Raw genomic sequence first — 14,590 nt, forward strand, 5'->3', positions numbered from 1 at the left:
TATATTTTTGTTTTCATCGTACATTATTAAGTATTTATATACTTAAAAGAAAAAACTTCCTGTAAAAGAAACACTTTCACCATTTGTATCTGCTCGTGTTCCACTGATATTTCCAGATGAACTTGAAGTGAAAATCAATTTTATTTGATATATATATTTCAAATTATAATAGGAGTCATATTCTTTTAAGAAGTATTCCGCCAATCTCAACCCCGTAACAGAATAAGAATATTCTACTAAATTCTCATCTATTAAGCCTTCCGATTGGCTCAGATGCTTTATTGTCAAAACATCGATTTTTGTACCATTATCTGTACTTGGATATAACCAAAGATATTTATTTATTATATTATCAGGCGCATAAGCAGATGTTGTCGTAAAAGAATTCATCTTGCTATATACGGTTTTACCTTCTAATCGGGCAAACAGCCTTACATAATAGGTCGTATTATTGGATAATCTTTCTATACAATATGTCACTGTATCTCCCACTCCAGCTACAGTGATTACTTGGTCTGCTACCGTCGGATTCGGACTTGTCGAATAACAAATTCCGCGCGAATCGAATTTTACGCCTTTTCCATGAATCCCACCGTTAAGATAAGCTGAGGTTTCTGTTATAGAGCTAAACCGAGGGGTACTGAATGATACTCTGTCGTCCGTATCTTCTCCTATATCTTCCGAATCTTTATCGCATGACACCGATAAACCGCTGATCAGTATGATTCCTATCAAATACAAAAATTTCATTTTCATTTTAGTATAATTTTAAAGTGATTATTACTGTGTAACCTTTATAAAAGTATCCTTTTCGTATGCCTCATAATTTCCATTCTTACTATAACTATCTAAAATCAACATCGATTCATTCAATTCTACTACGTTTACAAACGGTACCAATTGCTCATAATCTCCATTCTCTTCAAACTTGAGAATCAATTTATTTTCGGATAATTGCCAAGACCCTACAACACTGCTTGCTGGTGCTTCTTCCGGTTTATCATAAATATTGATGACAGTTCCATCGGAAAAAAATATATATTCACTCCCATTATCAATATCCATATCCCATTCTTCATTATTTTCGGGATTGGAAAAACTGTGATAATATCCTTGTGAATGGACTTCGATCCAATGCCCGACCAAGCCGTTATTTTCTTCTTTCTTTAACGTAAACGTATGTATCGGCTCACCGGGATAAGAGGAATCTCCCCACATCACATAGGGACAAAGTGTATATTCGACATCATCCTGCAAGTTATCGAACGAACATGTCAACGGATTTGAGAAGTCCTCATTCAAAAAATAATTTACAGGTTTAGAATAAGAATCTATCTGACTACCTTTATATAAAGCCACTCCTACGGCAGCTCCGAATAACAGGTCACGTCCCACAGAATAGTCGGCTGAGACCGATTTACGATCTTTATCGATCTTAATATTTTTATTCTCAAAAACAGGGAAAAGATATGATTCTTTTTCAAAAAATGATTTATCCCAAATAGGAAATTCCGCTCCTTCTCCAAAAATTTGAGCATCTACTTTCGCCCCAATTTTTATCCCTAACCCGGCCTTAATTTTTGAATCTTTGTTTTTTCTAAACAAATCCGTATCAACCAAATCGATGACAAAATTCCCTGTTTCGTTCAGCCCGAATTTAGGTTCGATGGCAATTTTCATATTTTCATTATTAAACAACCTCAATTCGATAGCCGTTGCTATTCCCGCAAAGAAACCGCCATTCAACGATATACCGGCCGTAGTTTTAAAACCGAAATCATCATCACCGCTGTTCCAATCCCGCGCATTTCCACTCCATATTCCGTCTTTATATTCAATAGCACCGATCGTCTTCTTCGCATAAGTCATATCTGCATCGACGGATATTTCACCCTCTCCCTCTACAATTCCATATAGCTGCAATACCGGAGAGATAGCAATATTACTTAAAGAAGCGGATAGCGGAATCTCATTGCCTATCGGATGTCTCAATTCCAATCTCTTTTCCGCCGACAAACTGAAATTCAAATTACCTGAGACCTTAGATTGCAGAATTATATACCCATAAGGAGGTTTATGAGCACGGTTATTAATATCGATATGAATATCCAACTTAAAACCCAGACTGGCCGTTCCGGTAATCGATGCGGAATTTTGCTTGAATGTTACGGATTGTTCCATACAAAAAAATCCATCTTCATCTTTCCGGACCGAAACGCGGGTAGCAGGCACTAAATCGACACTTTCTTTTATAACAAGCCTGTCAAACACGGCATCTAAAGGAGCCGGCTCTGTCTCGACCTTATACCGACCCGCTTCCTCCGTTATTTGAGTAACCCTACCTAAAAAACCATAGGGCAAGTGTTTTGATTTTTCAGATGTGAAAAGGATTTGACCGATCGACGGGAGATCTTTACCCTCTATCGTATTCTCAAAAGAGAGGACACCTCCGTCAACAGTAACTATGGCTTTGATTTGTCGCTCGTTTAACACCACCGCATTCTCACTGAATACCGTCTCGACAGAATCAGACTCTTCTATATCCCCGGTCTCTGTCTCTTCTTTTGAACAAGAACAGACGAAAAGGACAAAAAAGAAAATAAATAATTTTCTTTCCATTGCTTTCAAGCAAAACTTCATGCCCTAAATTCCCGAACCGGCGATTAAACATAAAGACACAAAAAAAGCGTGGGAACTTGTCAGTTTATCGATTCAAAGGTATCGCCAAACACCTACGCAGAAATAAACAGCCAACCCACGCCCGACCGTATATACTCACTCACGTGACTATATGGCTAAGCATGAACGTTTGCACTGTTATATCCTTCTGCTAAAAAATTGGCGATTTTTTGAACCAGGATAAAACTAAACGCTTTTACCAAATATGTATTGTCGAAACAAAGCCGACGCTTTCAACGACACGACAAAGATAGTGATTATTTGCGTTTTAACAAACGTTCATGAGAGTTGGCCACAACAAAATGATAAAAAAACATGTAAAATTTTACACAAATATTTTTACAAACAAACTCAGCAAACAATAAGGAGTGTTATTTTGCAACAAAACCGGTAATAGCAAATAAATAAGAGCCTCTGATCAAAATATGTCTGAACAACAGCTGACTAAATGCTCTTTCACAAAATTCAAACAGACCTATTAAAATAAAGTTTGCAAATTATCTTTCTGAAATTATGAGTTTTTTTATGAATGCACTATCTTCGGGAAATTAAAGATTAATTTATGGAAATTATCATTATTCTTATTCTTATCATTTTAAACGGAACTTTATCTATGTCGGAAATCGCCCTCGTATCGGCGAGGAAATCCCGACTTGAGGCTGACGCCAAACGAGGCAGCAAAACCGCCCGCACAGCGTTAAAATTGGCTAACGAGCCGGACCGGTTTCTCTCTACTATCCAAATCGGAATTACTCTTATCGGAATTCTTACCGGTCTTTATTCCGGGGAGTCTTTTGCCGGAAACTTTGCCGTAATAATCGCCCAAATAGAGCCGTTAGCTCCATACTCATTAGCCATAGCCAAAATTATAATCGTTACGATCGTCACCTATCTGACTTTAATCATCGGGGAACTTGTCCCCAAACGAATCGGTATGGCAGCAGCCGAACGTGTTGCTCGCATCGTATCCAAGCCGATGTATTTTATATCGAAAATTGCAGCTCCGTTCGTAATATTATTAACAAAAAGTACAGCTTTGGTTTTGAAATTATTAGGCATAAATCCCAATGAAGAGGGAAAAGTCACCGAAGATGAGATTAAAGCAATTATCAGAGAAGGGACTGAAGACGGTGAGGTACAAGAAGTAGAACAAGATATCGTCGAACGGGTCTTTAATTTGGGAGACAGAAATGTCGGCTCTATCATGACTCACCGAAATGAACTCACATGGATAGACATTTCTACCGATAAAGAAACTTTGAAAAAAGAGATAAGCCAAAATTTTTATCATGTATATCCCGTATCCGACGGAAAATTGGATCATGTCGTAGGTATACTTCAATCAAAGGACTTGTTCGGTAAAATAGACTCTCCCGATTTTTCAATTTGGCAGCATATCATCCCGCCGCATTATATTCCCGAAACGATGAGCGTATATAATGCACTGGAAAAAATGAAAAAAGAAAGGATAAAGTATGGTCTGGTAACAGATGAGTTCGGAAGCATTCAAGGAATCGTCACTTCGGGAGATATTATGGAGGCCTTGCTCGGTGCACTCCCCGAACTGGGAGAAGAACCGGATATCGTTGTCAGGGAAGACGGGTCATGTCTCGTAGACGGACAATGTTCTTTCTATGACTTTTTGGCACACTTCGATCTGGAGGGTCTATATAATGAATATAATTATAATACGTTAAGCGGGCTTATCTTAGGGGTATTGGAACATATTCCCACTACAGGAGAAAAATTCCAGTGGCAAGGATTCGAATTCGAAATTGTCGATATGGACTCAGCCCGTATCGATAAAGTTCTGGCTACCCGGATAAACGATCAGGAAGAAGACGAATAAAAAATACGTTTAAGACGATCAATTTTTTAATTCATATCGTTTTCCGTTCCAATAATATTGTAACGCCTCTTTTTTCAAAAAAGGGGCGATTTGTTTATAAATCTCATCCGGAAGATAATCTTTTATCGTACAATCAACCGTCAATACATCATTATCCGGAGAAAAACGATATTCGGCAAGCATCATATCTACCATTCCCAAAGCCTCATCTCTGCCGGAAACTTCTTGAGCGACAAAAAAATCGGCATTGACAGGAAGCTGCAGAAAATCTTTCGTGTCGAGAAGCTGCCACTGTTCATCATAAAAGCTTATCCGACTATCGCATGCGGGAGCGCACACCGTACGAACTACCGCAATAATATCCGCCGTATCTTTAGACAAAACACATATCTCCATTTTAGAGACATCAGAAAGAGATACAGACATATATTTATCCGACATCGCCGTGATCTCGGAATTTCCGCCCAAAGCATTCGTAATGCCGCCTTTCTGTCCGTGTTGAAAAAAATCTATCATATCCTTACGGCGGTTCGGCTCTATCTGAAGCAACAATTCTTCCGGCATAGAGACAAAATAAGCGGCGACTTGTTGGGCTTTCAGCCCCGATATACATAATAGAAAACAAAAAGCAAGAATAACTCTGTTCATAACATCTTTCTTTGAAAAACAAAGATAAACAATAAAAACGAGAAGACGGTAAAACGGAAAAAGAATAAAGACATAACTCTTGTTCAAATCTTGTCCGACAGCCATCTGCCGTGATCGAAAACGAGTAACAAGATGTTTACCGGCTTCCCAAATAGAGAAAATACATACCGATCAATACCAATATCAAATCGATAGCTTTATCCTTGATATTCTTTTCCCGGAAAAAGAATACACCAAAGACAAAACTGACTACGACTCCGCTACGTCTCGCCATAGAGACTATAGAAATCATGGAATCGGGAAAACTCAGCGCATAGAAATAAACAAAATCTGCGACAACAAGAAACAGGGAAATAAGAAAAATACTGTTCCGCCACCGAAACGGCGTAGTCTTTTTTCGATGAGGATACCACAAGAACAGTAAAATAAAAAACATGATCACCATTTGATAATAGGTGTACCACACTTGAACAGTCATACGGTCAAAACCGTTTGACATCAGATATTTATCATACAGTCCGCTCATCGATCCCGTTATAGTCGCCAGAACAATAAACCATATCCAACGATTATGAACAAAGCTGATTCCTTCTTTTTTTCCGGCAGACGACAACATAAAGAAAGAGATGATAGCGATCGTAACCCCGATCCACTGATACAAATTCAACCGTTCTCCAAAAACCAATAAAGCACCCAACAATGTAAGAACCGGCTGGGATGCTTTGATCGTTGCTGCAATCGTAATAGGCAAATGCTTCATCGCATAATATGCAAAAATCCACGAAGCCAATACGATTACGGCTTTTAATATTATAAAAAGATGCGTTTCAAAAGAAACTTTGGGAACATATACAAGGGTATCCTGCATCATTTCCGGACAGAAACGAGATAATAAAATAACAGGAAGAAACAACAAACTACAAAATACCGTATTCAGAAAAAGTACGGGAATTACAGCGTTTCCTTCCAACGCCATCTTTTTAAAAACTTCATACATCCCCAAAAGGGTTGCCGAAATAAAAGCAAATGTAAGCCACATATCGATTAATCATTCAAAAGCATAACGTCTCTGCGATCACAAATTTTCTCAAAAAACATTCTCGAAAGAAAATCACAAACCTGACCCGAACAAGACTTAAACAGGCGCTAAAATTGCACATCGAATATTTCTTCAGGATATTCTATATTCACAAGAAAGAGAGCATTCCCGGGAGCTGAAGTTCCGGCTTTGCAACGATTCTTATCTTCTATAACCCGACAAAAATCCCCGACCGAAAGTCGCCCTCTTCCCACATCATAAAGAGTGCCGACAATCGCTCTCACCATATTTCGTAAAAAACGGTCTGCCTTAATTTCAAACACCCACAAATCGTTTTCTTTTTTCCAACAAGCCTTCATAATACGGCAATTATTGGTCTTCACATCGGTATGCAACTTACTGAAACTTGTAAAATCGGTATAACGGAACAAACAAGAGGCTGCCTCATTCATCTTTTCGAAGTCGAGATTTCCATGATAACGCCAAGCATACATCCCGAAAAACGGATCTTTACGGTCGACCAGATAATAACGGTAAGTGCGGGACAAGGCATCGAACCGACTATGAGCATCCGCCCGTACCGGAACGATTTTATAGACAGAAATATCAGAAGGCAATACCCGGTTCAACTTCTCTACTAACCCTTGAAAATCCTGAAGCACATCTTCCGTATCAAAATGTGCGACCATCAAACGGGCATGTACTCCGGCATCCGTTCTTCCCGCCCCGACAATCGGAGTCTCTCTCCGTAATAATAAAGTCAAAGCTTCCTCTATGCGCTCCTGTACTGTCACACCATTAGGTTGTACCTGCCAACCGTGATACCGAGTACCGTTATAAGCCAAATACAAAAAATAACGTTGCACTGTAACCTCTCCTTTGGTCTGTACCGCTTTTTATCAATCTTTCTCAAGATAGGTATAGCCGTATAATCCCGATCTGTAATTCGATAAAAACTCACGTCCCTCCTCCGGTGTTATAATACCGGATTTCATAGAAGTCGTTACCCACGTCTCTACACTCCGAACCATCTTTTTCGGATTAAACTGTACATAATCCAACACTTCTGCAACCGTCTCCCCGTCAATTACCTGTTCGATTTCATAATGATCTTTATACACGCTTACATGCACTGCATTCGTGTCGCCGAACAGATTGTGCAGGTCTCCCAGAATTTCTTGATAAGCCCCGACAAGAAACACTCCTATATAATAGGGATCTTTAGTAAGGCTATGTACCGGAAGATGATAATTAAAATTACGGGTAGAAATAAAGTTATCGATTTTACCATCCGAGTCGCAAGTTATATCCTGTATGGTTGCGGTACGTTCGGGTTTCTCATCCAACCGGCTTATCGGCATTATCGGGAATATCTGATCTATCGCCCAAGAATCGGGTAAAGACTGGAATAATGAAAAGTTGCAGAAATACTTATCCGGCAACATTTTAGCAATCTTCTTCAATTCTTCAGGAGAATGCTTTATCTCATTGGCCATTTCATATACTTCGCGCGCTATCGACCAAAAAAGACGCTCCACTTGGGCACGAGTGCGTAAATCGAGCATTCCGAGTCCGAACAAGTCGAGAGCTTCCTCCCGTATTTGCAGGGCATCATGCCAAGTTTCGATAAGGCGGGGTTGATTCATTGTATCCCACAATTTATACAACTCCTGAACCAATTCATGATCTTTTTCCGAAACAGACTCATCTTCTGACCACGAAGGTAAAGTCGTCGTTTCAAGAACTTCAAATATAAGGACAGAATGATGGGCGGTCAGGGAACGTCCCGACTCCGTAATAATATTAGGCTGAGGAATATCGTTCTTCACACAAGCATCCACTAATGCAGAAATAGAGTCATTCACATATTCCTGTATCGAATAGTTCATACTGCTCTCGCTCGAAGAAGAGCGAGTCCCGTCATAATCGACTCCCAATCCGCCTCCGATATCGACAAAATCGATATTGAAGCCCATATTATGAAGCTGTACATAGAATTGAGAAGCCTCGCGTAGAGCATTTTTTATACGACGGATTTTGGTAACCTGACTACCTATATGAAAATGTATCAGATGCAAGCAATCTTGCATTTTATTCTTTTCCAGAATATCCAATGCTTCAAGCAATTCGCTGGAATTAAGTCCGAATTTACTGACATCACCTCCCGACTCTTCCCATTTGCCGCTGCCCGAACTCGCAAGTTTTATACGAATACCGATATTCGGACGTATCTTCAACCGTTTAGAAATAGAAGCGATTAATTTCAGCTCATTCAATTTTTCCACCACCAGAAAAATACGACGACCCATTTTTTGCGCCAACAAAGCCAACTCGATATAATTCTCATCCTTATAACCGTTACAGATTATCAGGGAATTTTCATCGATATTAATAGCCAAAACAGCATGCAATTCAGGCTTAGACCCCGCCTCAAGTCCGATATTGAATTTTTTACCGTGGCTAACGATCTCCTCCACTACCGGACGCATCTGATTTACTTTTATCGGATAAATGATAAAATTCTGTGCCGTGTAGCCATACTCCTCCGCAGCCTGCTCAAAACATTTTGAGATTTTCTCGATCCGGTTATCCAAAATATCCGGGAAACGTACCAGAACAGGTGATGTAACATCTCTTACCTGCAACTCATCCATTAACTCCTTCAGATCGACCGAAGCATTCCCCTCACGAGGTGTTACCGCTACATGACCTTTGTCATTAATAGAAAAATATTTCAGCCCCCATCCGTTAATATTATACAGCTCGGCCGAATCCTCAATACGCCATCTTCTCATTCTCTTTTAATCTGAAATGTTTTATAAATTAATAACGAACTTAATTACAGAAAATTAAACCATTAGACACTCTAAACGGTTTTCATAATTATCAAGTGGGCAAAAATACTTATAAAAAATGAAAGGGAAAAGAAGAAACCTAAATTTATCGGGCTCTATCATGATATTGCAGGCCAGAGTGCTTTCACATATTTTTTTAAGTTTCGGATGTTTCGGTTTGTAAGAATTTTAGTACCTTTGTGTAGTTTTTATTTATTAACGCAAATACATTAAAAAAATGGTTAGTTACAAAGATTTAGGCCTCGTAAACACCAGAGAGATGTTTGCTAAGGCTATTAAAGGTGGCTATGCGATTCCGGCTTTCAACTTCAATAATATGGAACAGTTGCAAGCTATTATCCAAGCTGCAGTAGAAACCAACTCTCCGGTTATTCTTCAAGTTTCAAAAGGAGCTCGTCAATATGCCAATCAGACGTTGCTTCGCTATATGGCTGAAGGCGCAGTTGAATACGCCAAAGAATTAGGTTGCAAAAATCCCCAAATCGTTCTTCATCTTGATCATGGGGATTCTTTTGAATTATGCAAATCCTGTATCGACATGGGATTCTCGTCTGTAATGATCGACGGATCACACCTTCCTTACGACGAAAATGTAGCCCTTACTAAGAAAGTAGTAGAATACGCTCATCAGTTCGATGTAACCGTAGAAGGAGAACTCGGTGTATTGGCCGGTGTAGAAGATGAAGTTTCTGCAGAACATCACACCTACACCAAACCCGAAGAAGTAGTAGATTTCGTTACCAAAACCGGATGCGACAGCCTGGCTATTTCTATCGGAACATCTCATGGTGCTAACAAATTCAAACCGGAACAATGTACTCGTAATGCTGACGGGATCCTCGTTCCTCCCCCTTTGCGCTTCGACGTATTGGAAGGTGTAGAAAAAGAACTTCCGGGATTCCCCATCGTTCTTCATGGTTCATCATCTGTACCTCAAGAAGAAGTCGCTACAATCAACAAATATGGCGGTGCTTTGAAAGATGCAATCGGTATTCCTGAAGAACAATTGCGCAAAGCAGCTAAATCGGCTGTTTGCAAAATCAACATCGACTCTGACAGCCGTTTGGCTATGACTGCTGCCATTCGCGAAGTATTTGCCACAAAACCGGCAGAATTCGACCCTCGTAAATATTTAGGTCCGGCTCGCGACAACATGAAGAAACTGTACAAACACAAAATCGAAAATGTTTTGGGTAGCGCAGGAAAAGGTGGTTGCTGCTGTTAATCAAAAATAGTAAATAAAAAAATAGCGGTGATAAAATCTTATCATCGCTATTTTTTTACAACTTCGAAAAACTTCACGCATCAGATAATCTCATTAGAAAATCAATTCTTAGTTCGCACTTGTTCATCAACATAAGACATCGGAGAAACACCAATCTCTCTCTTAAAAACCTTACTGAAATATTTTGCATCATTAAAACCGGTCATATCAGCTATTTCCGAAACAGTATATATATTTAATTTCAACAATTGTACCGCTCGTTTAATTCTCATCTCTTTTATGAAATTCGCCGGAGTCTTATCAAGCAAATCTTTCATACGGTTATACAAAATCGTACGACTCATCCCCATATAAGCAGCAAAATCATCAACAGACAATTCCGGCTTATCCATATTCGACTCTACAAACAATTTTGCCGCTTCCAAAAATTGCTCGTCAGGAGAAAAGTCCACTTTTGGCAATGAAGGAGATATATCTGGCAATGAATTCCTCGAAACAAAAGGTAGACGATTATAAAACAAGAAAATCGAAACAACGACCAATAAGCCTATCACAATAAACCATACTACTCCTTTATAAAAGGAAGAGCGTACGTCAATTATAAACGCACGATCATTATTCATCCACATACCGTAACTATCCGTAGAACGGACCGTCAACACATGGCTGCCTTCTGACAAATTATCCAACTCTATAACTTTACCATAATCAAGATCTCGCCAAACGGTATCAGCATCCAAACGATAACTATAACGTATAGTTCCCGGCCGATAATCCAGAGCCACAGGACTTATCCGGACATGTTCTCCCAAACGAACGGTCAACAAACTATCTGTCGGGACAATCAAAGAGTCCTCGACCTGAATATATCTCCAATATAAAGGAGGAAGAAATTTTTCCGAAGATTCTAAACTCATTTCTATAAAACCGTCCGCCGTACCTAAGAAAAGCTTATTATCCTTCAGCATGGGAATACCTTCTGAGAAAGTGATATTTTTCCCGAAAAAATCTTGATTGAAAGTTTGTATGTTTCCATCTGTAAACAACCGCACCAGACTATTATCAGACACAAACCAAATATTTCCCGAAAGTTCTTCTGCAATAGATAATACGACATCATAAGAAACATTTCCTAATCTAACAGGAATAAGCTGCCAATGTCCGGATTCTGAACACAATCTGAAAATACCCGCCCCAATCGTAGAAACATATATATCCCCTCTATTGGACTTATGAACAAATGTAAAATCGGAGTTCCCGATTTTTTGCAACACCCTTCCTGAGCTGTCAACAAGATACAATCCATTAGTTGAGGCACAAATAAGACCCGCCTCAAAAGGCCCTATACACCTGATACGCTGTCCGGGAAGTCCGTTCTTTAATAAATTCACACTATTCCCCCTCACAGAGACAATAGAAAATCCATTACCAAACGTCCCGATCCACAATCTGTCCGAATCATCAAAAAACAAGGAATATATCCGATCATCAGCCAACCCATGAGACTTTTGCGTATAATGACTGACAGTATATTTTTTATCTCCCTCAGGGACAAGGCTATAAAGACCATCTCCTTTTGTCCCGATCCATATTCTTCCCGATCTATCCTCTTTTATCACATACGCATTAGCACCGAAATGGACAGGAACTTGCGTTACAGACCCATTTTTCGAAAGATACCCCTCAAAATCTCCCTCCTTACTATAAACATAAATATCTCCGCTTTTAGCACCGATCCACAATCGTCCGGATTTTGTACTACATGCAATCGCTCTGATCTCATCTCCAAAAAGTAAAGAATTCTCTGTTTTTATATGTGTCCGGTAAGTATAAGATTCCGGTGAAAACGATAATTTATATAAAACATCATCAAAATTGACCCAAAAATTACCCTGTCTATCAAAAAATGAGGCATGCAAAGTATTCTTCAACCGTTTATTACTCTTCACAGGAAGAAAATATCGCTCTCCAGAATCACGGTGGATAATAAGCAATCCGCCTTGCTCGACTTGCAATAAATAAGGATTAGGCGGATAAGAAATTAATTGCTCAGCTCCTGTACACTGCATAAATCTACAAGTAACTGGATCAAAAATATAAACGCTATCATTATAATTATGACAATAAATATGCCCGTCTTCTGTTTCTGCTATTCGAAGTAATCTTCCTATCGTCGAACCGTTCGGTAACATATTCCATGTTTCAAAACGAGAAGCGTCATAGCGGCACAACCCATTCCATGTCGCCATCCAGATATATCCTTTAGAGTCCTGTATTATATTAGATATCACTCGATGAGATAATCCGTCGTCAACAGTATAAGAACTGATTTGCAATACCTTTTTCCCCTGAGATAAGCAAACCGGAATATTTATAATAGCCAATGATAAAATAAAGACTAAGAGTTTCATGGGGAATAGTAGTTTGAGACAAATATAAAAATTATTCTCAAGAATCAACACAAATCATACATCTAAGAACCTGTCTAAATTTTATATGGACATATTTTTTGAGAACTGTTTCGAGAATATTTTTTCTGCTAAGAAACGCAGCAACATGACTGCGAAGTAGGGAAATAGACCGAAAAACAATAGATAACTTGATAGTATTTTTCATTGAAAAATTTAGACTGGCCTTAAAATTCAAATATATTTTTCATAAAAATCAGAGTACAGCCCTTATTTTTGCAAAACAAATCTACCAACTTATGCACTTATTCTCACAAACCGATATTATTAAAGAGTTAAATAATCTCGGAAAATACAGAAAAGAATTTATATTTATCATCAATTATCAAGGAGACGAAGCCTACATTCTCGAACTATCCGATATTGATCCCGACTTAATTCTATATGACTTTAACGGAGTAACGAACTGTCCGAAAGGTCACAAAAATATCTCTTTACCGATAACATGGAAACCTCAATTTATCCCTTTCAGTGAATATCGGCACTCGTTTTCTATAATAGAAGAAAATATATTACGAGGTAATTCGTATTTAACGAACCTGACTTGTGCAACTTCGGTAGAAACGAATCTTTCATTAAAAGAAATTTTCGAACATAGCCAAGCCCCTTATCGCCTTTGGATAAAAAATCAGCTAACCGTATTTTCTCCGGAAATCTTTATTCAAATTTGCAATGATGAAATATCTTCTTTTCCAATGAAAGGAACGATAGATTCCAGAGTTCCGGATGCCGAAATGCAAATATTAAATGATCCTAAAGAAAGTGCAGAACATGCAACGATCGTAGATCTCATACGAAATGATTTGAGCAAAATAGCCAATAATGTACACGTACCCCGATATCGGTATATAGACAAAATTATAACCAATAAAGGAGAACTTCTACAAGTCAGTTCCGAAATACGAGGAAAGCTTAAGCTCGTCTTCCCTGAAAAAGTCGGAGACATTCTCTACAATCTTCTCCCTGCCGGCTCAATTACAGGTGCACCTAAAAAGGCTACCATGAAAATTATACGGTCTGCCGAAACTTATAATCGAGGATTTTACACCGGGATCATGGGATATTGCAATAAATCGACATTAGAAAGCGCCGTTATGATAAGATTTATAGAACAACAAGGAAATAAAAAGATTTTTAAAAGCGGAGGAGGCATAACCGCACAAAGCGATGTGATTAAAGAATATAATGAAATGAAACAAAAAGTATATGTCCCTATTCATTGAAACCATACGAATTATTGACGGTAAAGCGTTCAATATCGATCTACACAATCAAAGATTAAATTCTACTCGACTACACTTTTTCGGAAAGATAGATGAAATAAATATCGATAATATAATCGACCCTTCCCCTTATAAAGAATTAACTAAATGCCGCATTATCTATAACAAAGAAATAGTATCCATAGAATATATCCCTTATCAAGTACGTCCTGTATCGTCTTTGAGACTGGTAAAAGATAATACTATCGAATATTCATGGAAAACAACGAATAGGGAAACAATAAACCGATTATTTGCATCCAGACAAAAATATGATGATATTCTAATCGTCAAAAACGATCTGATTACCGACACCTCTATCTGCAACGTGGCTTTTTCGGATGGGAACAGATGGGAAACTCCGGAAAGCCCTCTACTGAAAGGGATACAAAGGGAATGCCTGCTAAAACAAAGCACAATACATGAAGCTCGTATTTCTACCGATGATATTAGCAAATACAAACATATTTCTCTATTTAATGCAATGATCGGTTTCGGAGAAATCATCTTACCCATAACAAGTATAAATATTTAAAAACTCCCGACAGACAATATCTATCGGGAG

Annotated in this window: 11 protein-coding genes; 4 read left to right on the plus strand and 7 right to left on the minus strand. The window is 38.6% G+C overall.

Going from position 1 to position 14,590, the window contains the following annotated elements:
- Nucleotides 1-42 precede the first annotated feature (42 nt).
- Nucleotides 43-756 carry a hypothetical protein gene (locus tag AC0UMU_RS07705; protein ID WP_302275751.1) on the minus strand — a complete coding sequence of 238 codons (714 nt, stop codon included), beginning with the start codon at nt 754-756 and terminating at the stop codon, nt 43-45.
- Nucleotides 757-780: 24 nt separating this feature from the next.
- Nucleotides 781-2,619 (minus strand): hypothetical protein, encoded by a 1,839-nt coding sequence (locus AC0UMU_RS07710; RefSeq protein WP_302275750.1) that lies wholly within the window; start codon nt 2,617-2,619, stop codon nt 781-783.
- Between the two features lie 622 nt (nt 2,620-3,241).
- Between AC0UMU_RS07710 and AC0UMU_RS07715 the strand changes: the two genes are divergently transcribed.
- Nucleotides 3,242-4,528, plus strand: coding sequence for a hemolysin family protein (locus AC0UMU_RS07715; RefSeq protein ID WP_009319133.1), 1,287 nt, complete (start codon nt 3,242-3,244; stop codon nt 4,526-4,528).
- Nucleotides 4,529-4,546: 18 nt separating this feature from the next.
- Here the strand turns inward: AC0UMU_RS07715 and AC0UMU_RS07720 are convergent, their stop codons facing one another.
- From AC0UMU_RS07720 to speA, 4 genes are all read right to left on the minus strand, one after another.
- A complete protein-coding gene (locus tag AC0UMU_RS07720; RefSeq protein ID WP_169721119.1) occupies nt 4,547-5,176 on the minus strand; it encodes a DUF3256 family protein in 630 nt (209 codons plus the stop codon).
- A gap of 136 nt (nt 5,177-5,312) precedes the next feature.
- Entirely contained in the window at nt 5,313-6,215 is a 903-nt protein-coding gene (locus AC0UMU_RS07725) for an EamA family transporter (RefSeq protein WP_022389508.1), read from the minus strand.
- A 107-nt stretch (nt 6,216-6,322) separates the two neighbouring features.
- Entirely contained in the window at nt 6,323-7,081 is a 759-nt protein-coding gene (gene truA / locus AC0UMU_RS07730; protein ID WP_288640060.1) for a tRNA pseudouridine(38-40) synthase TruA, read from the minus strand.
- A 33-nt stretch (nt 7,082-7,114) separates the two neighbouring features.
- Nucleotides 7,115-9,010: a biosynthetic arginine decarboxylase gene (speA, locus tag AC0UMU_RS07735; RefSeq protein ID WP_022389510.1), complete on the minus strand. Its 1,896-nt coding sequence runs from the start codon at nt 9,008-9,010 to the stop codon at nt 7,115-7,117.
- Nucleotides 9,011-9,287: 277 nt separating this feature from the next.
- Between speA and AC0UMU_RS07740 the strand changes: the two genes are divergently transcribed.
- Nucleotides 9,288-10,295 carry a class II fructose-bisphosphate aldolase gene (locus AC0UMU_RS07740; RefSeq protein ID WP_288640061.1) on the plus strand — a complete coding sequence of 336 codons (1,008 nt, stop codon included), beginning with the start codon at nt 9,288-9,290 and terminating at the stop codon, nt 10,293-10,295.
- Between the two features lie 101 nt (nt 10,296-10,396).
- Here AC0UMU_RS07740 and AC0UMU_RS07745 read toward each other — a convergent pair whose 3' ends face one another.
- A complete protein-coding gene (locus AC0UMU_RS07745) occupies nt 10,397-12,706 on the minus strand; it encodes a two-component regulator propeller domain-containing protein (RefSeq protein ID WP_288640062.1) in 2,310 nt (769 codons plus the stop codon).
- A gap of 296 nt (nt 12,707-13,002) precedes the next feature.
- Between AC0UMU_RS07745 and AC0UMU_RS07750 the strand changes: the two genes are divergently transcribed.
- Both AC0UMU_RS07750 and AC0UMU_RS07755 read left to right on the plus strand, forming a co-directional pair.
- Nucleotides 13,003-13,986 (plus strand): aminodeoxychorismate synthase component I, encoded by a 984-nt coding sequence (locus AC0UMU_RS07750; protein WP_022389804.1) that lies wholly within the window; start codon nt 13,003-13,005, stop codon nt 13,984-13,986.
- The gene (locus AC0UMU_RS07755; protein ID WP_009319141.1) at nt 13,970-14,560 is read left to right on the plus strand and encodes an aminotransferase class IV; all 591 of its coding nucleotides are present in this window, start codon (nt 13,970-13,972) and stop codon (nt 14,558-14,560) included. Before AC0UMU_RS07750 ends, AC0UMU_RS07755 begins: the two co-directional genes overlap by 17 nt.
- The last annotated feature ends 30 nt before the right edge of the window (nt 14,561-14,590 follow it).

It is taken from the genome of Coprobacter fastidiosus (genome assembly GCF_982245605.1).